Annotated in this window: 19 protein-coding genes and 1 pseudogene; 14 read left to right on the plus strand and 6 right to left on the minus strand. The window is 65.7% G+C overall.

What is annotated here, in order from left to right:
- The 5 genes from HV786_RS19490 to mpl form a co-directional block, all read right to left on the minus strand.
- Nucleotides 1-1,427, minus strand: a 1,427-nt coding sequence (locus tag HV786_RS19490) for a sensor histidine kinase (RefSeq protein ID WP_175211608.1), incomplete at its 3' end; no start/stop codon positions are given.
- Entirely contained in the window at nucleotides 1,414-2,085 is a 672-nt protein-coding gene (locus HV786_RS19495; protein ID WP_056327800.1) for a response regulator transcription factor, read from the minus strand. The genes HV786_RS19490 and HV786_RS19495, both read right to left, overlap by 14 nt.
- A 1,190-nt stretch (nucleotides 2,086-3,275) precedes the next feature.
- On the minus strand, nucleotides 3,276-5,171 hold the full coding sequence (locus tag HV786_RS19500; protein ID WP_128829888.1) for a ribonuclease catalytic domain-containing protein: 1,896 nt from the start codon (nucleotides 5,169-5,171) through the stop codon (nucleotides 3,276-3,278).
- A 75-nt stretch (nucleotides 5,172-5,246) separates the two neighbouring features.
- Entirely contained in the window at nucleotides 5,247-5,846 is a 600-nt protein-coding gene (locus HV786_RS19505) for a YqiA/YcfP family alpha/beta fold hydrolase (protein ID WP_175211610.1), read from the minus strand.
- A 110-nt stretch (nucleotides 5,847-5,956) separates the two neighbouring features.
- Nucleotides 5,957-7,327: a UDP-N-acetylmuramate:L-alanyl-gamma-D-glutamyl-meso-diaminopimelate ligase gene (gene mpl, locus HV786_RS19510; protein WP_128829890.1), complete on the minus strand. Its 1,371-nt coding sequence runs from the start codon at nucleotides 7,325-7,327 to the stop codon at nucleotides 5,957-5,959.
- A 97-nt stretch (nucleotides 7,328-7,424) separates the two neighbouring features.
- Here mpl and HV786_RS19515 point away from each other — a divergent pair, with 97 nt between their 5' ends.
- The 14 genes and pseudogenes from HV786_RS19515 to HV786_RS19575 all read left to right on the plus strand — a co-directional run bounded on the left by HV786_RS19515 (nucleotide 7,425) and on the right by HV786_RS19575 (nucleotide 19,175).
- Entirely contained in the window at nucleotides 7,425-7,958 is a 534-nt protein-coding gene (locus HV786_RS19515; protein ID WP_128829891.1) for a TlpA family protein disulfide reductase, read from the plus strand.
- An 89-nt stretch (nucleotides 7,959-8,047) separates the two neighbouring features.
- Nucleotides 8,048-8,482 (plus strand): type II 3-dehydroquinate dehydratase, encoded by a 435-nt coding sequence (gene aroQ, locus HV786_RS19520; protein ID WP_056327805.1) that lies wholly within the window; start codon nucleotides 8,048-8,050, stop codon nucleotides 8,480-8,482.
- Between the two features lie 88 nt (nucleotides 8,483-8,570).
- On the plus strand, nucleotides 8,571-9,026 hold the full coding sequence (gene accB, locus HV786_RS19525) for an acetyl-CoA carboxylase biotin carboxyl carrier protein (RefSeq protein WP_063951929.1): 456 nt from the start codon (nucleotides 8,571-8,573) through the stop codon (nucleotides 9,024-9,026).
- Nucleotides 9,027-9,035: 9 nt separating this feature from the next.
- The gene (accC, locus tag HV786_RS19530) at nucleotides 9,036-10,382 is read left to right on the plus strand and encodes an acetyl-CoA carboxylase biotin carboxylase subunit (RefSeq protein ID WP_056327807.1); all 1,347 of its coding nucleotides are present in this window, start codon (nucleotides 9,036-9,038) and stop codon (nucleotides 10,380-10,382) included.
- 111 nt (nucleotides 10,383-10,493) lie between these two features.
- Complete coding sequence (prmA, locus tag HV786_RS19535; RefSeq protein WP_128829892.1) at nucleotides 10,494-11,426, plus strand: 50S ribosomal protein L11 methyltransferase; 933 nt, start codon at nucleotides 10,494-10,496, stop codon at nucleotides 11,424-11,426.
- Nucleotides 11,427-11,450: 24 nt separating this feature from the next.
- Nucleotides 11,451-11,555 (plus strand): annotated as a pseudogene (locus HV786_RS27495) (MJ0042-type zinc finger domain-containing protein); the annotation flags it as partial.
- 321 nt (nucleotides 11,556-11,876) lie between these two features.
- Complete coding sequence (locus HV786_RS19540; protein ID WP_254599497.1) at nucleotides 11,877-12,929, plus strand: DUF3426 domain-containing protein; 1,053 nt, start codon at nucleotides 11,877-11,879, stop codon at nucleotides 12,927-12,929.
- A gap of 12 nt (nucleotides 12,930-12,941) precedes the next feature.
- Complete coding sequence (locus tag HV786_RS19545; RefSeq protein WP_128829894.1) at nucleotides 12,942-13,883, plus strand: carbohydrate kinase family protein; 942 nt, start codon at nucleotides 12,942-12,944, stop codon at nucleotides 13,881-13,883.
- Nucleotides 13,884-14,088: 205 nt separating this feature from the next.
- Nucleotides 14,089-14,592, plus strand: a complete 504-nt coding sequence (locus HV786_RS19550; RefSeq protein WP_056327811.1) for an outer membrane lipoprotein — start codon at nucleotides 14,089-14,091, stop codon at nucleotides 14,590-14,592.
- Nucleotides 14,593-15,000: 408 nt separating this feature from the next.
- Nucleotides 15,001-15,240, plus strand: coding sequence for an acyl carrier protein (locus HV786_RS19555; RefSeq protein WP_008159625.1), 240 nt, complete (start codon nucleotides 15,001-15,003; stop codon nucleotides 15,238-15,240).
- Nucleotides 15,218-16,405: a D-alanyl-lipoteichoic acid biosynthesis protein DltD gene (locus HV786_RS19560; protein WP_056327812.1), complete on the plus strand. Its 1,188-nt coding sequence runs from the start codon at nucleotides 15,218-15,220 to the stop codon at nucleotides 16,403-16,405. The genes HV786_RS19555 and HV786_RS19560 overlap by 23 nt, the downstream gene beginning before the upstream one ends.
- Nucleotides 16,402-16,575 (plus strand): hypothetical protein, encoded by a 174-nt coding sequence (locus HV786_RS19565; protein ID WP_128829895.1) that lies wholly within the window; start codon nucleotides 16,402-16,404, stop codon nucleotides 16,573-16,575. Before HV786_RS19560 ends, HV786_RS19565 begins: the two co-directional genes overlap by 4 nt.
- 7 nt (nucleotides 16,576-16,582) lie before the next feature.
- Nucleotides 16,583-17,710, plus strand: coding sequence for an MBOAT family O-acyltransferase (locus HV786_RS19570; protein WP_128829896.1), 1,128 nt, complete (start codon nucleotides 16,583-16,585; stop codon nucleotides 17,708-17,710).
- Nucleotides 17,711-17,726: 16 nt separating this feature from the next.
- Nucleotides 17,727-19,175: a D-alanine--poly(phosphoribitol) ligase gene (locus HV786_RS19575; RefSeq protein ID WP_062841583.1), complete on the plus strand. Its 1,449-nt coding sequence runs from the start codon at nucleotides 17,727-17,729 to the stop codon at nucleotides 19,173-19,175.
- 4 nt (nucleotides 19,176-19,179) lie between these two features.
- Here the strand turns inward: HV786_RS19575 and HV786_RS19580 are convergent, their stop codons facing one another.
- Nucleotides 19,180-19,740, minus strand: coding sequence for a YggT family protein (locus HV786_RS19580; RefSeq protein WP_056327927.1), 561 nt, complete (start codon nucleotides 19,738-19,740; stop codon nucleotides 19,180-19,182).
- Nucleotides 19,741-19,873: the final 133 nt, after the last annotated feature.

A 19,873-nucleotide genomic window follows, 5' to 3' on the forward strand; every position in this document is an offset into this window, starting at 1 on the left:
AGGCAGGCGGCGCAGACCGCGGCGGCCGCCATCAGCGCGCGGTTGGCGCCGGCACGCGCCAGCGGCAGGACGACGCGGGCCGTCAGGCCGCCGCCGGGTCGGTCCAGCAGCCACAGCGACCCGCCGTGGGCGACAGCGACGGACCGCACGATCGCCAGTCCCAGTCCGGATCCGGGCAGCGTTTCCCCGGCGCGGCCGCGCGAGAAACGTTGCTGCACGGATTCCTTCTCGTCGTCGGCCACGCCGGGGCCGCGGTCCGAGACGGTGAGCGCGACGCGATAGCCGGCAACGGGCGTGGCCTGGATCTCAACCGGCCCGTCCGGCGCGTAGCGCAGGGCATTGTCGGCCAGGTTGCGCAGCATTTCGCGCAGCGCGATGCGATCGCCGGCGATGCGCGCGCGGCGCACTTCGGGCGCAATGGCGATGCGCAGCCGCTGCGCCTCCAACGGACCAATGCGGCGGCGCGTTTCGTTGACGGTTTCAGCCACGCCGACCAACGCGCGGGCGCCCTTGCCGAGCCGGTGGGTGATGGTGGCGTCCATGAGCAGCTGGTTGATGAGCTGGCTGGCGTGGGTGGCGTTCAGATGGATGCGTTCGAGCCGGGCGTGCAGGCGCTGCGGATCGGTCTCGTCCAGCGCTACCTCGGCTTGCGCCCGCAGCGAGGCAAGGGGCGTGCGGACCTGGTGCGCGGCATCGGCGACCAGGGTGTTAAGCGTGTCCATGGCGCCAGACAACCGCTGCATGAAGCCGTTGAGCGCTTCGATCAACCTCCGCACTTCGCGCGGGACGGGTTTGACAAGCGGCTCCAGGTCATCCGGCGCGCGCCGCCGCAGTTCGCGTTCGACGACGGCAAGCGGCGCGAAGGCGCGCTGCACGCCAAACCACAACAGGCCCAGCGCGACCAGGGACACGACGACGAGCGGCAGCACGCTGCGCCCAAGAATCTCGCCCGCCAGCGCCTCGCGCGAGCCCAGCGTCTCGGCGACACGCAAGGTGACCCAGCCGGCGTGCTGGCTGGCCGATACCAGGCGGCCAACGGTCGCGACCCGGATGGGTTCGTCGTGATAGCTCAGATAGGTGAAAACGGGCGTGGCCGACTGCGCGAGGGGCAGGCCGGGCGCAAGGTCGCCGTACCCGGTGATGAGCCTGCCGTTTGAAGTGCGCGCTTCATAGAACACACGCTCGCCGCCGGACAGCATGGCCAGCGAGGACACGGGCGGCTCGACGGTGACTTCGTTGTCTTCGATCTGGACGGACCCGGCAATGGTCAGCGCCGAGGCCGCGAGCAGCCGGTCAAACGCCTGCTCGGCGGCGCGCTGGGCATAACCGCGCAAAAAGAACACGAGCCCGATGAGCGCGCAGGCGAGCAGCACGGCGCCCAGGGTGAAGACGCGCTGCCGGATGGAAAAGCTTTCAGGGATGTTCATGGCTGCGGGCCTGATACCCGACGCCCCGCACGGTGACAATATCCACGGACGCGCCCGCAAGCTTTTTGCGAAGCCGCGAGATAAGCAGCTCAAGCGCATTGAGTGAGCCGTCGTCCAGGTCGAAGATCTGGTTCATGAGGCGTTCCTTGGCAACGGTCTGGCCCAGCTTGCCGACCAGGATCTCAAGCAACCGGAATTCCCGCCGCCCCAGCTCCAGGGGCGTGCCGGCCAGTTCGACATGCCGATTCGCCAGATCCAGACTGAGATTGCCGTAATGCGCCACACTGGTGGTCTGCCCCGCGGGCCGCCGCAACAAGGCGCGCAACCGGGCCTCCAGTTCGCGCAGATCGAACGGTTTGACCAGATAGTCATCAGCGCCCAGATCCAGCATGTCGATCTTGTCTTCGATCTCGGCGCGCGCGGTCATGACGAGCACAGGCGCCTCAAGACCCGCCGCCCGCAACTCCCGGATAAGCGTGAATCCATCCTTGCCGGGCAAATTGATATCCAGCACGAGTGCGTCCCAGGTCTCATCCAACCCCCAACGCAACGCCTGCACGCCATCACGCACCCACTGCACACTATGACCCGCCGAACGCAGCTTGCTCTCAACGGCATCGCCAAGATCGAGATTGTCCTCGACCAGCAGAATGCGCATGTTTGCTCCTCCTTTGTTGTGCTTTTTTCTGGGGAGTTTAACGGGGGGCGTTGATGCGCGGGGGTGTTGGTGGTGCTCTTCAGGTTACCGGCTGATTGGGAGGGGCGTTTGCTTGGGTGGGTTTTTGGCGTTCTTGAGGCGTCCGGCACGGCGGCGGCCCGGGGCGCGCGGGGCCACGATTGCGGTCCGGAGCCTTCGCTCCGGACTCGCCTAGGCGGCCCCCCCCTTCGTCATCTTCGTCCGCCTTCGGCTCCCTTCAGATTCCCTCGGGCTTATCGACGCCCCGCGCACCCCGGGCCGCCACCGCACCGGACTCGAGCAATAGAAATCTGACGGCCGGCGGGGTGGTCGGCGTGCTTGGCGTTTTAGCGCAGAGTATCTCGGGCTAGAAGCATCTTGCGTTGCCCGTCCCCGTTCGGCCGCGCGGGCGGCCTCCGGAGACTTACGCGGCGTCTAGCGTTTGGATGATGACGCTTCGCGCGTAGGTGCGTGCGTCTCACCAGGTGTCTGACACCCGTGTAGATGGTCTTGAAGCTTGAAGCAGCGCTTCAGGGGTGCCAGACACCTTTGCGGCATACGCGCTGACGCTTGGTTTAATGATGATTCTTTTCCAGGGCTGCAGACACCTGATTAGATGAACCGCAAGCTTGACGCGCGTTTCAAGGATGGCAGCACTCGCGCGATAACAACCCCAGTCGCCGCTAATCGTCCCTTGAACTCAAGTGCCCGATGGGCGGCGCGAACCGATCGGCAAGCTGTAGCGACCCGTCGCCGCGCCGCCCATCACCGCCCACCCCCAACGTGAGGCGGACCATTAGCAAACTAGTCACCGCCAGCGCGCAAGCGCACACCGCCACGACGTCCGACCGACCCGATGCCGATTGCCGCCGCCCGGGCGGCAGCAATTCGGCGGCCCCGCAGATCTCCTGCCCTGTCCACAGGTCTTGTAGCGCGCAAACCAAAGACCCTGGCAGCACGGCGTCGCGGGCACCGTGGGTGCGAGCGCCGTCGATGCGCCCGAGGGAATCTGAAGGGAGCCGAAGGCGGACGAAGATGACGACGGGGGGGGCCGCCTAGGCAAGTCCGGAGCGAAGGCTCCGGACCGCAATCGTGGGCGATCGTGCCCACGGTGACCGCGGCGTCGGGCGACCTACGAAGACGTTACGCGACCAACGAAAACCAACCGCGACCTACGCAGACTCCCCCTTAACTTCGCCCACAAACCGACAATCCAACTCCAGAGACAATTCATCCATCCCCAGGATATCCACTTCAACAGCCGTCCCCCGCTCAAACTCAGGCATCCCACCGACCCGAGTCACCAGCGGCGCATTCGCAAACCGCACGAGATCCTCGCGCAGCACATGCGCCACCGTCCGCGTCACGCCGTTCTGTTTCAGCCAGCGCAGGCACCAGTAGCGCTCCATCGCGCTCTGGAACTCGGCCCAGGCGGCGTATTGCGCGTCGAAGGCGCCGATGATGGCGAACAGGTCCGCGTCGCGCGGCTTGAAGGGGGCGATCAGGCGGGCGGACACGCCGTGTTCCACCGCGGCGATCAGCTGCCACTGGTTGACCAGGTCGACATAGCGGCGCAGCGGCGACGTACTCCACGCGTATTGCGGGACGCCGATGGCTTCGTGCGGCAGCGCCTGCGTGCTCATGCGCACGCGGCCCGCTTGTTGCGAGCGGTAGATGCCGGGCACGCCGTGCTGGTTCAGCAGGCCGCCCCACAGGTTGTTGGCCAGGATCATGTACTCGGCCACCATGCGGTCCAGCGGCGCGTTGCGCTGGCGCGGGACCAGACGCACGGGCGTGTCGGGATCGTCGGGGTTGCCGTCCAGATAGAAGCTGTATTCGACCCGGGAGTTGTTTTCCGGCTTGCCGCGCACATTTTCGCGTTGCGCCGACAAGGCCTGGGCCAGCTTCCAGAGCGGGCGCAGCCAGTGGCCATAGGGCAGATCGGCTGCGGGGTCCGCGAGGCTTGCCTCGGTGACCTGGGTGTCCAGCATGTTGTGGCGCAGGTTTTCGCGCACGACGATGCGTTCCAGGCGGGTTTCCGATTCGATGACTTCGCCGGTTTCGGAATTGGCGATGACGTACAGCGACAACGCGGGCACTTCGCGGCCGGCGTCCAGGGAGAACGCCTGGATGACGCTGTCCGGCTGCATCGGGATCTTGTCGCCGGGCATGTAGACGGTGGACAGGCGGGCGCGGGCCAGCTTGTCCAGTTCGCTGTCGCGGGTGACGGACAGGCCCGGCGCGGCGACGTGGATGCCGACGCGCACGCGGCCGTCCGGCAGGGTCGAGACCGACAGCGCATCGTCGATTTCCGTGGTGGTGACGTCGTCCACGGAGTAGATCTCGGCATCGGCCAGCGGCAGTTCGCGGTCGATGGGGGGCAGTTCCACGTCGGGGAAGGCCAGTCCGCGCGGGAAGTTGACGGCCAGGAAGCGGCGCTTGTGCAGCGCGAGCGCGTGCGGCCAGGCGCCCAGTTCGAGCAGCAGGCGGTCCGGGGTCTTGCCCAGCCTGGCGCATGCCGCGTCCAGCGCCTTCCATTGCTGCGAGTTCTTGTCCGGGCGGATCAGCAGCGATTCGGCCGCCTGCGCGATCGGCTCGGGCAGACGGCCGGCTGCCATTTCGTCGACCCATTCCTGTTGCTGCTCGGCCTGACGCTGCTTCTTTTCGAGCGCGGCCAGCGCGGCGGCCAGGATGTCGGGCGGGGCAGGGCGGTAGCGGCCCTTGCCGCGGCGATGGAAGTAAGCCGGCGCGCCGTGCAGGCGCATCAGCAGCGCGGCCTGTTCGACGGGCGTGGGGGCGTGGCCGAAGTAATCGGCGGCCAGGGCGGGCGAGTCGAATTCTTCCTGAGGCGCGCATTCCCACAGGAATTGCAGGTCCAGCGTCTCAGCCGTAGCGGCCGCCTGGCTCATCAGGGTCGCCGGGTCCGGCGAGGCGAAGTTGAACAGGGTGTTGGCGCGCTTGATTTTGCTGCGCTTGCCCGATTCCGACTCCACCTGCAGGCTGGCGTCGGTCTCGGACAGGATATGGCCGGCCTTGAAGCTGCCGTCGTCTTCGTAAAACACATACATGGTGGGGATCGTCCTGGGCGGCGGCCTCGCGCCGCCTTGCGCAGCTTTAGGGGTGTTGAAAGTCGAGATTGATTATCAAGGGCGTACCGGCTTGCCGCCTAGGGCGAACTCAAGCACTTCCGGCATCCAGTCCGCGAAATCGGACAGGCCGTGGTCGCTGCCTTGCACGATACGCTGGCGGCAGCCCGCGTACCGGTCGCGCATTTCGCGCCAGTCCAGCACTTCGTCGCCGGTTGCGGCGACCAGGAAATACCGGTCGGGCTGCGTGATGCGCGGCGCATGGATGGCGGCCAGTTCAGCCACATACTCGGGCAAAAAAACGAACGGCGCGCCGGAATGATACATGTGGTGCTCGCCGACCTGGGTGGCAAGGTCGCGCGCGGCGTTGACGGCGGGGTTCAGCAGCACGGCCTTGCAGCCCAGCTGTTCGGCGATCCAGGTGGCGTAAAAACCGCCCAGCGACGAGCCGATGACGGTCAATTCGCGCGGCGAGGCGGCGCTGGCCAGCCGGTCGCGCGCCATGCCCATCGCCAGGTCGATCGCCTCGCGCGGGCTGGCGGGCAGTTGCGGGCAGGCCCAGGCCTCGTTCAGGCCGCGCTCGGCCATGGCGCCCGCCATCATGCTCGCCTTGAAAGAATCAGGCGACGACCGGAAACCGTGTAGATAGAGAATCATTGCTTGCTGTTTCCGTCTGCGTTGCGGGAGGCCGCCGGGGGCCGGTCTTGTAGCCGGACTGGCGGGTGGCCGTGTCCGGCTGGGCCCGGCTTGCGGTCGGCCGGGCGGATTCAGCCGCGCGCCTGCAGCGCGTCCAGCAGCTTGCCATGAATGCCGCCAAAGCCGCCATTGCTCATGACCAGCACCTGGTCGCCGGGGCGGGCTGCGCCGGCGACCGCCGCCACGAGTGCGCCGATGTCATCGTAACTGGAAGCCCGGCCGCCCAGGGGCGCAAGCACCTCGTCCGGGTTCCAGCCGAGCGCATGCTTGCCCTCGTTGGCGCCAAAGCAGAACACCAGATCGGCATCTGCCAGGGCCTCGGGCAGACGGGCGGCCATGGTGCCCAGCTTCATGGTGTTGGAACGCGGCTCCAGCACGGCCAGGATGCGCGCGGCGCCAATCTGGCGGCGCAAACCTTCGAGGGTGGTGGCGATGGCGGTGGGGTGGTGGGCAAAGTCGTCATAGACCTTGATGCCGTTGACCGTCCCGCGCAGTTCCATGCGGCGCTTGACCCCGCCGAAGCGGGTGAGGGCGTCGATGCCCTGTTCGGCCGGCACGCCGACGTGTTCGGCGGCGGCCAGGGCGGCCAGCGCGTTCATGCGGTTATGTTCGCCCGTCAACGACCAGCGCACCGTGCCGGCACGCTCGCCGGCGCGGGTGACTTCAAAGGCGCCGTCCGCATCGGGCGGCGAGGCCTGCCAATGGCCGTCCGCCCCGAACGTGACGGTATCGGACCAGCATCCTCGCGCAATCACGCGGTCCAGGGCGTCCGAGTGCGTTGGCCGGACGATGCGGCCCGACCCGGGGATCGTGCGCACCAGGTGGTGGAACTGGGTTTCGATGGCAGCCAGATCGGGGAAGATGTCGGCGTGATCGTATTCCAGGTTGTTCAGGATGGCGGTCCGGGGGCGGTAGTGGACGAACTTGGACCGCTTGTCGAAGAATGCCGTGTCGTATTCGTCAGCTTCGATCACGAAGGGGCGGCGCGCCGGATCGTAGCGGGCGGAAACGTGCAGGTCCTGCGCCACGCCGCCGATCAGGAAGTTGGGCGCCAGGCCCGCGGCTTCCAGCACCCAGGCCAGCATCGAGCTGGTGGTGGTCTTGCCATGCGTGCCGGCGACGGCCAGCACATGCGCGCCCGGCAGGATGTTGTCGCCCAGCCATTGCGGACCGGACACGTAGCGCGCCCCGGATTCCAGAATGGCTTCCATCAGCGGATTGCCGCGGCTGACCACGTTGCCGATGACGTACAGGTCCGGCTTGAGCGCCAATTGTTCCGCGCCGAAGCCTTCGATCAGTTCGATCCCCTGTTCGGAAAGCTGGGTGCTCATCGGCGGGTACACGCCCGCGTCGCAACCCGTGACTTTGTGGCCGGCGGCGCGCGCGATCAGCGCCAGCCCGCCCATGAAGGTGCCGCAGATGCCAAGAATGTGCAGGTGCATTGATAAATCTCCTGCCCTGCATTGTATATATAGCGCCGCGACAAGCCGGCGCCGCGCCGGTGCGGCGTAAAACGGCCGCAACGGTTATCATCGCGCCATGAATCGACGCCTACTTCTTTCCGCCGCGGTGGCCGTGGCCGCGACTGTCGCGGGCGGCTACACGCTGATGGGACGCAAGTCCCAGGACGCCGCGGCGCCAGCCGACGCCGGCGATCCGGTGGCCGCCTTGAAGCAGATGAAGCTGCCCGATCTCGCCGGCGCTTCGCATTCGCTGGACGGCTGGAAGGGGCAGCCCATCGTGGTCAATTTCTGGGCAACATGGTGCGCGCCGTGCGTAAAGGAAATGCCCGCGCTGGACGCCTTGCAGAAAAAATACCCGAATGTGCGCTTTGTCGGCTTCGGTGTCGATACTGCAGCCAACATGCAAAAATTTGTCGAGAAAGTACAGGTTTCGTACCCGCTATGGGTGATTGGCGCAGGCGCCATCGATACCCTGCGTAAATTGGGAAATCCCAGCGGGGGCCTGCCTTTTACTATCGTTTTCAACGCAGATGGCAGCATTAACCGGAAGATATTGGGCGAAGTCCAGCCCGATGACCTGGATCGCACGCTGGCGGGTTTGAAGGCGTAAGTCTGTTGGACAAATAGTAGGAATTGGCGTAAAAAGCTGGTTTATCGGCTGTTTTGCCAACAATTGGCAATCCACAATTTGGCACGCGCATGGCGCAAAACATACTGGTATTGCATGGCCCGAACCTGAACCTGCTTGGCACCCGGGAACCTCATATCTACGGCAGTCTTACCCTGGCCCAGATCAATGAGCGTCTCGAGTTGCTCGCGGGCGAATTGGGCGCCACGCTGACTGCGTGGCAAAGCAATCACGAAGGTGCGCTGGTTGACCGCATTCAGGCGGCACGGCAGGACGGCACGGACTTCATCATCATCAACGCAGCGGCATACACGCACACCAGCGTCGCAATTCGCGATGCGCTGGCTGGGGTCGCGATCCCATTTATTGAAGTACATTTGTCCAATCTGTATAAGCGAGAGCCGTTCAGGCATCACTCTTATCTGTCCGACTTGGCGCAGGGCCTGATCAGCGGCCTGGGCGCGGACGGCTACGAGGCCGCGTTGCGATACGCAGTGCGGCACTGATCTCGCATCAAATTCAACGCTTTTACATCTTATACGGCGCGAACCCGACGCTGGGGCGACGCCGACACTATCTCGGGAAGCAGCTTCTATGGATCTTCGAAAACTCAAAACCCTGATCGACCTGGTGGCTGAATCGGGCATTGCCGAGCTGGAAATCACCGAAGGCGAAGGCAAGGTCAGAATCGTCAAGTTCTCGCAGACGCTGCAGCCGGTGGCCTACCACCAGCCCGAAGCCGGCGTGCCCGCCGCGCCCGTGGCTGCCGCCGCGCCCGCCGCCGCACCGGCCGCGCCCGCAGCCCCGGTCATTCAAGGCCATGTCGTGAAGGCCCCGATGGTCGGCACGTTCTACCGCTCGCCGAACCCGGGCGCCGCCCCGTTCGTCGACGTCGGCGCCACCGTCAAGGAAGGCGACCCGCTGTGCATCATTGAAGCCATGAAGCTGCTCAATGAAATCGAAGCCGACAAGGCCGGCGTCATCAAAGAAATCCTGGTCGAAAACGGTGAGCCCGTCGAGTACGGTCAACCCCTCTTCGTCATTGGCTGATAGCTGAACATGTTCGAAAAAATCCTGATCGCCAATCGGGGCGAAATCGCCCTGCGCATTCAGCGCGCCTGCCGCGAGCTGGGCATCAAGACCGTGGTCGTCCACTCCGAGGCCGACCGCGAAGCCAAGTACGTGCGCCTTGCCGATGAATCCGTGTGCATCGGGCCCGCGCCGTCGCGTGAAAGCTACCTGAACATGCCGGCCATCATCTCGGCCGCCGAAGTCACGGATTCCGAGGCAATCCACCCGGGTTACGGGTTCTTGTCCGAAAATGCCGACTTCGCCGATCGCGTCGAGAAGAGCGGTTTCGTGTTCATCGGCCCGCGTCCGGACACGATCCGCCTGATGGGCGACAAGGTCAGCGCCAAGCGCGCCATGATCGAAGCCGGCGTGCCGGTGGTGCCTGGTTCGGAAGGCGCGTTGCCCGAAGATCCGCAGGAAATCCTGCGCACTGCGCGCGAAGTCGGATATCCGGTCATCATCAAGGCAGCAGGCGGCGGCGGTGGCCGCGGCATGCGCGTGGTGTATACCGAGGCCGCGCTGCTCAACGCCGTCACGATGACGCGTTCCGAGGCAGGCGCCGCGTTCAACAACCCGGAAGTCTATATGGAGAAGTTCCTCGAGAACCCGCGCCATATCGAAATCCAGGTGCTGGCCGACGGCGGCCGCAACGCGGTCTGGCTGGGCGAGCGCGACTGCTCCATGCAGCGCCGCCACCAGAAAGTGATCGAAGAAGCGCCGGCCCCCGGCATTGCCCGCCGCCTGATCGAGCGCATTGGCGATCGCTGTGCCGACGCCTGCCGCAAGATGGGCTATCGCGGCGCGGGCACGTTCGAATTCCTGTATGAAAACGGCGAGTTCTATTTCATCGAAATGAACACCCGCATCCAGGTGGAACACCCGGTCACCGAACTGATCACCGGTATCGACCTGGTGCAGCAGCAGATCCTGATCGCCGCTGGCGAAAAGTTCACGCTGCGCCAGCGCGACATCGCGTTCAAGGGCCATGCGATCGAATGCCGCATCAACGCGGAAGATCCGTTCCGTTTCGTGCCCAGCCCCGGCCGCATCACGAACTGGCACACGCCGGGCGGTCCTGGCGTTCGCATCGATTCGCACGCGTTCAACGGCTACTTCGTGCCGCCGAACTACGATTCGATGATCGCCAAGGTCATTACTTACGGCGACACGCGTGACCAGGCGCTGGCCCGCATGCGCATCGCGCTGTCGGAAATGGTGGTGGAAGGCATTTCCACCAACATCCCGCTGCATCGCGAAATGCTGCAGGACGCCCGCTTCATCGAAGGCGGCACCAGCATCCATTATTTGGAACACAAGTTGGCGCAGCGTCCCTGACCGACTTTGGGGCCTCACGGCCCCTTTTGCGTTTTGCCTTGTAGATGTTTTAAGGTTGATCGGGCCGCGGCGCATGCCGCGGCCCGTTGACCAGATGGAAGAGAAATAATCATGCGTGAACTCGTGCTCCATTGCTCGGAGGCGCAGGCCGAAGCGTTGTCGGATGCGTTGCTCGAAGCCGGCGTGCTGTCGGTCTCAGTCGAAGACGCCGACTTCGGCACCGACGTCGAGCGTCCCCTGTTCGGCGAGCCCGGCACCGAGCCCGACGTCCAGGCCTGGGACCGCAACCGCGTCGTCGCCTTGCTGCCGGACGGAGCAGATCCCGCGCAGATCATGGAAGAGGCCGCGCAATCCGGAGAGCTCGAAGCGTCGGTCTTTGACGGCTGGAGCCTGCGCGACGTGCCGGACGCCGACTGGGTGCGCCTGACGCAATCGCAGTTCGGCCCGATCCACATCGCCGAACGGCTCTGGATCGTACCCAGCTGGCATCGCGACAATCCCGACGTGCCCGGCCTGGACGCCGCGGCCGCGCCCGACCAGGACGGCGCCATCCATATCGAACTGGACCCGGGTCTGGCTTTTGGCACCGGCAGCCATCCGACCACGCACCTGTGCCTGGCCTGGCTGGAAGCCGAGCTGCCTGCCGGCGCTACCGTGCTGGACTATGGCTGCGGATCGGGCATTCTGGCCATTGCCGCGCGCAAGCTGGGCGCTGGCCCCACGCAGGCGGTCGACATTGACGCGCAGGCGGTGCAAAGCACGGTGTTCAACGCCGAGGTCAACAAGGTCGAACTGCAGGCGATGCTGCCCGATGCGCTGGCCGACGGCACGTTCGAAGTGGTTGTCGCCAACATCCTGTCCAATCCGTTGAAGGTGCTGGCGCCCATGTTGGCCGGCCGGGTCGCCGCGGGCGGCCATCTGGTGTTGTCGGGCGTGCTCGAACGTCAAGCCGAGGAAGTCGCCGCCGCTTACGCGCCGTGGCTTGCCATGTCGGTCTGGCGCGCGCGCGACGGCTGGGTGTGCCTGCACGGCCGCAAGCCTTAAGCTGCGGCAGCAGGAGCACGCCTCATGGCTCTGACCACCCGCTGCCCGCAGTGCGGCACGTCTTTCAAGGTGGTGCCCGACCAGCTTCGGGTCCGCAATGGGTTGGTGCGTTGCGGCGCCTGCTCCACCGTGTTCGACGGCCGCGCCTGCCTGGTGTCCGCGCCGGGCGCGCCCGTTGTAGCGACAGCGCCGGCCAGTGCGCCGTTGCCGTCTTCCGCCGCGGCCGTCGCCGCGCCGGTCCTGGCCGCGCCCGAGCCGCACCCGCCCGCCGCCCCGATTCCTGAGCCCGCCTATGCGCCGCCCGCCATCCCTGTGCGGGCGCCAGCAGTCGCGCCGCCCCAGCCGCCCGCGCCAGTAGTCGCGCCGGTCGCGCCGCCCAAGCCGCCCCAGCCCCAAGAGCCACGTATCGTCCTGCCTTGGGAAGACGAACCCGAGGCGCCGCCCGCGCCCATGGTCCGGTCCGCACCCACGATTCCGTCCGCACCGGCGGTTCCGCCCGCGGTGCTGCGTGGCCGTGATGACATTCGCAAGCGCACCGAGCCGCAAGCCGCCGCTGCCTACGACGACATCGAAGACGACGATTACGTCGACGACGACGGCGAGCCGTTCCTGCGCGCGCCCGAGCCACCCCGTGCCGCGCCCTCGCATCAGGCCCCGGCGTATCGCCAAGAACCCATCGTTGCCCGCCGATCGGACGAGCCGACGTTGGATTGGCGCTCCGGCCGCGCGCGCACCGGCGAGCGCGACAACCCGTACAACGATCCGCGCGAAAATCTGCGCGACGACCAGCACGACGACCAGCACGACGACCAGCACGACGACACTTACGCTGACGCGTACGACGACGTGCGGGACCTCGAGCGCGACGACGAATACGATCACGACGACGACCGGGACGCCGACGCGCACGAGCCGGTGCTGGGCGACACCCGCACGCGTTACTCCAGCGCCACGGACGTGGGCCGGGCGCCGCCCGAATTCCTGGACCAGGACCGCATCGAGCGCAGCGGCCTGGTGCGCAAGCTGTGGGGCTACGCCTGCCTCGTGGGCCTGATCGCACTGGCGCTGCAACTGCTGTACGCGTATCGCACCGACATCGCCAACTCCGTGCCGGCGCTGCGCCCGGTCCTGGAAACCGTCTGCAAGCCGCTGGACTGCACCGTCGGCTACGCGCGCCGGCGCGATCTCATCAGCATTTCCTCGTCGTCGCTGCAGCCGCCAACGGGCGCCGCCGCCATCGACGATGGCCGTACCCGCCTGGTGCTGACCGTGATGCTGCACAACCGCTACGACAAACCACAATATTGGCCGGCGCTGGTGCTGGAACTGAACGATCTGTCGGACACGGTGGTCGTGCGCAAGGTGCTGATGCCCGAAGACTACCTCACGCCGCAGCAGCTGGCCGGCCCGTTCGGCCCGCAAGGCGCCCTGAAGATTTCCGTCCCCATTGAAGTGACCGGCGTTCAGGTCAATGGCTACCAACTCGACAAGTTTTTTCCGTAAAGGATGACAAGCATGGCAACCCCTGTTCTGGTCTGCGGTTCGATGGCGTTCGACACCATCGCGGTGTTCGAAGGACGCTTCAAGGAACACATTCTTGCGGACCGCATTCAGTCGCTGAGCGTGTCGTTCCTGGTGCCCAGCATGCGCAAGGAGTTCGGCGGCTGCTCGGGCAACATCGCCTACAACATGAACCTGCTGGGCGGCAAACCCGTGCCGGTCGCCACCGTTGGCGAAGACGCCGGCGAGTACATGCAGCGCCTGTCGGACCTGGGCGTCGACGTCAGCCGCGTCAAGGTCATCCCCGACACCTTCACCGCGCAGTGCTTCATCACGACCGACCTGGACGACAACCAGATCACCGCGTTCCACCCGGGCGCCATGTCCTTTGCCGCGCAGAACGACCTGAGCGACGCCGACGCCGCCTGGGCCATCGTCGCGCCGGATGCGAAGGAAGGCATGTTCGCCCATGCCGAGCGCCTGAACAAGCGCGGCATCCCCTTCATCTTCGACCTGGGCCAGGCCATGCCGCTCTTTGACGGTGCGGACCTGGAGCGCATGCTCAAGCTGACCCAGGCGCTCACGGTCAACGACTATGAAGCCGGCGTGGTCGAGCAGCGCACCGGCCGCAGCGTCGCGGACATCGCGCGTTCCCTGCAGGCCGTCGTCGTGACGCGCGGCGCCGAGGGCGCCACCCTGCACACCGAAGGCAAGACCATCCGGATCGAACCGGTGCGCGCGTCGCAGGTGGTCGATCCCACGGGCTGCGGCGACGCGCAGCGCGGCGGCCTGCTGTATGGCCTGACCAGCGGCTGGAACTGGGAAGATAGCTGCCGCCTGGGCAACGTGATGGGCGCCATCAAGATTGCCTCGCGCGGCCCGCAAAACCATGCGCCCACGCGTGCCGAGATCGACGCCGTGCTGCACGCCACGTACGGCATCCATCTGCCCGCCTGACCGGAAAAGGACTCCCGGGAACCGCCGCGCGCAGCACGAGTCGAAGGGCAATCCATGCGCAATGGCAACGGGCTGTAGCCCGTTGTTTCCCGGGCCGTTTTGCAGCTTCTGGCGGAGGGTTTCAGTCTGTTGCTGGCGCACTTGCCGGGCGTTGCGCTCGGAGTATCATCAGTTACCGTCGGCCGTGCCCGAATGAGGAGTCCAAATGAATCATATAAAGTCCATTTCCCTGGTGACGCCGCGCACTGGCCGCTGGCTGGCTGTCGCGGCCGTGGTGACGTCGATGGCAGTGCTTGGCGGTTGCGCCAATCGCAGCGCCTCCAGCGGTGTCTATAGCTACGATCAAGCGCAGCGCGAACAGATCGTCCGCACCGGTACAGTCACTGGCGTGCGTCCGATCGTTATTCAGAACGACAAGTCCAGCGGCGTCGGCATGGTGGCCGGCGGCGCGCTGGGCGGTGTGGCCGGTAACGCAATCGGTGGCGGCACGGGCCGCACGATCGCCACGGTGGGCGGCGTCATCCTCGGCGCACTGGCCGGCAACGCCGTCGAAAACCGCGCGCAGACGAACTCCGGCCTGGAGATCACGGTGCGCCTGGACAACGGCGAAACGCGTGTCGTCGCCCAGGAAGCCGACGTGCCCGTCAGCGTGGGCCAGCGTGTCCAGGTCATCAGCGGCGCCGGTCCGACCCGCGTCACGCCGATGTAATCCGCGCCGACCGTTTGGAAAGCTCGCTGTACGAAAAAGCCCGCGCAAGCGGGCTTTTTTTCCTCCCGGCGGCCGCCGCCTTGAATCAGGGTCAAATGCAGCAGGAGGCCGACACGTAAAAATATGTCGCTCGGCCACAACGCGGCCCCCCGGATTTACCCGCGAACGTTACCTTTCCCAGCCTTTTCTCGCCATTTCCACCATAAGTTTCATGGCGATTCGACGGCCGAAGTGCAATGATTGCGACGGCGCGGCAGTCCGGATTTAATGTAACCACGTGCATCCGGCGGCCGTTCTGGCTGGCTGGAATTTTTCAGTTTGGTTTCAGCTGTTTTCTGTATCCTCAGCGCCTGAAATCCCGGGGCGGGGGATGGTTTGCCGAACAGGCAACGTTACGCTGCAAGATCTATGCACACCGAGCAAGAACTCCACACCAAGATCGGCGAGATCGTCGAGTCGATCGTCATGAAGAAAGTCACCCCCGACACGCAACTGATTGCCACCGGCCTGGTCGATTCGCTCGCCGCCGTGGACATCACGCTCGCGGTCGAGTCCGAGTACGGCTGCAGCATTCCGGCTCCCGAAATCGCAGAGCACCTTCAGTCGGTCCGCGTGCTTGCCGGCTATGTCGCTGCCCATACTTCGTAATACCCGGTTCCTGTCGCACGTCGCGGCGGCAGCGACGGCGGTGGCGTTGGCGGTAGGCACGTATTGCGGCGCGGATGACCTGCTCAGCCGCGTCGTCAACCCGGCGTCCTCGCCCTCGGCGCTGGCGGCAAACAAAAGCAATTACCTGCCCAACCTGGGCCCCGACTGGGGCACCCAGCACGTCAACCTGAACCGACTGGGCAATGCCTTGAGCGACGGCACGCTGGTGGTGCTGGGATCCTCGGAGCTCTCCAGCCACGACCTGCGTTTCGTCCCCTACCGCTTTTTCCCGGAAGAGCTGAAGGTGCCGACACTCGCGTACGGCCATGCGATGTTCCAGTCGTATGGCATCGTCAGCGTGCTGGAATCGGTGTCCGATTCGCTTACGCCCAACACGCGGCTGGTCATCATGCTGTCGCCGGCGTGGTTCGCCTCCGGCGGCCAATTGCCGCGCAGCGCGTTCGCTGAACACGTCACCGGGCCGGTCTGGGATCGACTGTGGGACCAGCCCAGCACGCGCGAGCAGATGCAGAACTGGATCAGCGACAACGCGAACTGGGGGCTGCTGTGGCTCATCGCCAACGGCCAGGTGTCCGAGCTGAAGGACAAGCTGGCGTTGTGGTGGCAAGCCCGCAAGGAACCGGCGCCCGACAAGCCGCGCAGCAAGTTGTCGGTGCCCGCGCACCGGTACGTGTCGTGGCCGATGTCCGCCCGCCTGAATGCCGGGCAGTGGTCCCGGATTACGCACGAAGCGCGCGAAGTCGAACACACCCTGGGCGGCAACAACCCCTACGATGTGCGCGACGACTACTACCAGCAATATCTGGCGCCCCTGTACTCGCCGGCGCGCAACGAGTTCGCGGATGTCGATCCGATCACGCGCACCGAGCTGGGCGACCTGTCGCGCGTGATGGCCCTGCTGCAAAAGCGCAAGGTCAAGGCGTACTTCGTCATCCAGCCGTTCAATCCCAAGCTCATCCTGGACGTCGAACGGTTCGACCCCGTCGTGGCCGCCATCACCGGCATGTGCACCCGCTATCAGATGGGGTGCCTGGATCTCTACAGCATTCCCTTCGAGCCGGGGATGCTGCGCGACGACATGCACCTGGCCGAACTCGGCTGGGCCATGGCCGATCAAGGAATTGCGGAGTATTTTTCCCGATGAAATTCTTTCGTAAAGACGAAGCCCGCAATGCGGGCGCGCCCTGGGCGCGCCGCTTCTTCTGGCATCTGTGCCTGTACGTGGGCGTGATCCTCGTGTTCGTGCTGCAGGCGCAGCCCACGACGGGCAGCGGCGGACCGATCAAGGTCGAATTCCAATACCAGCAGTTCTGAGCGCGCCATGGAACTCTTCGCTAGCTTGAGCTTCTTTGGCGGCGCGCTGTTCGGCGGCCTTGGTCTCGTCGCGTACCGCTCGTCCGGCATGCCGCTGCGCATCGGGTACCGCCATATCATCGGCGTCATCTGCCTGGGCGTCTGGATGGCGGTGTTCTGGGCGCGGCCCTATCAACCCATTGCGCTCTTGGCCATTTCCGGCGGCGCGCTGTGGGCAATGCGCCGCAACTACATCCCCACCTGGCTCGCCGTCATCATCACGATGACGCCGTTGCTGCTGGTCAAGACCGGGGTCTCGCACCTGGGCGCGATGCTCGGGCTGTCCTTTGCCACGTTCCGCGCCATCGACGTGCTGCTGTTCGCGCCGCGCAACGAACGCGTCTCGCCGCTCGACTATTTCATCTACCTGTTCTTCCCGCTGACGCTGCTGGCAGGACCCATGTACCGCTGGCGCGCCTTCCAGGCCGATCTGAAGCGCGGATACGAAGGGGTCAACCTGAACACGTGGCTGATCGGTCTGGAACTCATCATGGTGGGCGTCATTCAGAAATTCGGCCTGGCCGAGCTGATCTGGCGCTACGGTCTGGCCACGCTCGACGCGCACGACTATTCGTTCACCGGCGTGGCGCTCAATGCCTCGCTCTACAGCGCCTACCTGTTCTTCGACTTTGCCGGCTATTCGACGATGGCGATCGGAATCGGGATGCTGTTCGGCTTCACGCTGCCGATCAACTTCCGCAATCCCCTGGCCACGCTCAACCCGCAGGATTTCTGGCGGCGCTGGCACATCAGCCTGTCCGAATGGCTGCGCGATGTCGTGTTCATGCCGATCTACAAGGCGCTGAGCAAGACCAGCTTCTTTGGCCGTCATCGCCTGGCGGCGCAGAACATCGGCATTTTCGCGACCCTGCTGGCGATGGGCGTGTGGAACGGACTGTCGCTGCATTACATCGTCAGCGGTTTGATGTTCGGCCTGTATTCGGTGGGGCACAACCTGCTGATCAATGCGGCGCGCACCCGGCCTGCATTGCAGGCTGCGCTGGCCAAGCCCGTCATGCGCTTTCTAGGGCGCGTGCTCACCCTGATTCTGGCCGCGCTGGCGCTGTACGTGTTCAGCGGCCGCAGCCCTATCTGACGCCGGGAGTCACGGCATGCGTTTCGATCTGAAGTCCTTCCAGTTCGCCGACGAAGGGCGCGCGCCCGACGCGCTGGCGGTTGCTGCCGCCGACCGCAGCCTGACGTGGGCCCAGTTGCGCACCGAGGCGCACGCCTGGGCCGACGCCGCGCGCAAGCACGGCGTGGCGCCCGATGTGCCGGTGGCGATCTACGGCCACAAGGAAGCCGCCTTTTTTGTCGCCATGGTCGGCGCGCTGCTGATCGGCGCGCCGTTCGTGCCGGTGGACACCATCTATCCGCCTGAGCGCCTGCGCCGCATCGTGGAGATCGTGCAAGCGGCCGCCGTGTTCGACGCCGCGGCCGGCAGCTTCACGGCGGGCGAGGGCGCCATGCTGGAAGAACGCGGCCTGGCCTACGTGATGTTCACCTCGGGCAGCACGGGCGACCCCAAGGGCGTGCAGATCGGCCGCGAAAGCGTCGGCCTGCTTGGCGACTGGATGCTCGGCAGCTTTGGCCTGGGCGAGGCGCCCGTGTTCATGAACCAGGCGCCCTTCAGTTTCGACCTGTCCATGTACGAGGTCTTTGCCACCCTGGCGTCGGGCGGAAGCTGCGTGCTCAACGCCCGCGACCAGATTGCCGCGCCCGGTCCGTGGATGGCCCGGCTGGCCGCCCACGGCATCACGGTGTGGGTGTCCACGCCGTCGTTCGCGCATCAGCAGCTGGCCAACCGCGACTTCTCTCCGGCGACGCTGCCCACGCTGCGCACGTTCCTATTCTGCGGCGAGCCCCTGCCGGCGGCGCTGGCGAAAAAGCTGCGGCAGCGCTTTCCGGATGCGTCCATCCTGAACACCTACGGTCCGACCGAAGCCACGGTGGCCACCACCTGGATCGAAGTCACTGACGCCGTGCTGGCCGCGCATGATCCGCTGCCGGTAGGCCACGCCAAACCGGACAGCGTGCTGCTGGTGGACGAGGGCGAGATCTGCATCGTGGGCGACCACGTGATGCGCGGCTACCTGAACCGCGCCGACCTGAACGCGGCCAAGCTCTACACCTACGACGACGGCCGCCGCGCGTTCCGCACCGGCGACCTGGGGCTGATGGAAGAGGGCGGGCTGCTGTTCTGCCGCGGCCGCATGGACGACCAGATCAAGCTCAACGGCTACCGCATCGAGCTGGCGGAAATCGACGAAGCCCTGCATGGGCTACCGGGCGTGGAGGCTAGCGCTTGCGCCGTCCTGCGCCGTCCCGATGGCACGGCGGTGCGGCTGATTGGTTTCGTGACGGGCTCGGAAGCAGCGGGCGAGCAAGCCGCGCTGCTGGCGCCTCAGGCCCTGTCCGGCTGGAAGGAGCGGCTGGCCGAGCGCCTGCCGCCCTACATGGTGCCGTCCGAACTGGTCGCCTGCCCGGCGCTGCCCATGTCGAACAACCACAAGATCGACCGCAAGAAGCTGATCGAGATCTACAGCGCGATTCCCGTGTAGGCGATCACACGCCCATCATGCCGTAGCTCAGGCGAGCCAGGACCATCAGCAGGATCTGGGCCGCGATCAAGAGGATCAGCGGCGAGAAGTCGATCGAGGTGCGCGGCAGGATGCGGCGGATGGGATCAAGCAGCGGCGCGGTCAGCGATTGCAGCAGCGGCATCATCGGCGCCATCGGGTTGACCCACGACAGCACGGCCTGGATCAGCGTCAGCCAGACCACCAGGTTCAGCGCCCACTTTGCCGTCATGATAAGGGCCGAGCCCATCGCGGCGGGCAGCAGCGCGGCGGGGATCAGCGCGCCGATGGCCACCAGCCACAACAGGACCAGATAGACCAGCGCCGACAGCCACGCGCACACCAGGCTGGTCCAATCGATCTTGTTGCCTGCGGGAATGATCTTGCGCAGCGGCAGCACCAGCCAGTTGGTGGCTCCGTAGATCGCGCGCGCCAACGGGTTGAACGGGTGCAGCCGTATCGCGTGCATCCAGGCGCGGGCAATCAGCGCCGCGCCAAACAGCGTGAACACGATTTCGAGAAGGAAGCGGAAGATTTCACCGAGCATGGACGCGATCACCCCAAAAAAGAGGAATCAATTGTCGCACGGCCAGACGTAAAAATTGCGTACGGTCCTAGTGCATCGGGCCCGGTGCAGGGGTCAGCCATTTGGATGGCATGACGCGCAGACATTAAAAAAG

Origin of the sequence: Achromobacter mucicolens (assembly GCF_902859725.1) — a bacterium.
Classification (GTDB): Bacteria; Pseudomonadota; Gammaproteobacteria; order Burkholderiales; family Burkholderiaceae_B; genus Achromobacter; species Achromobacter mucicolens.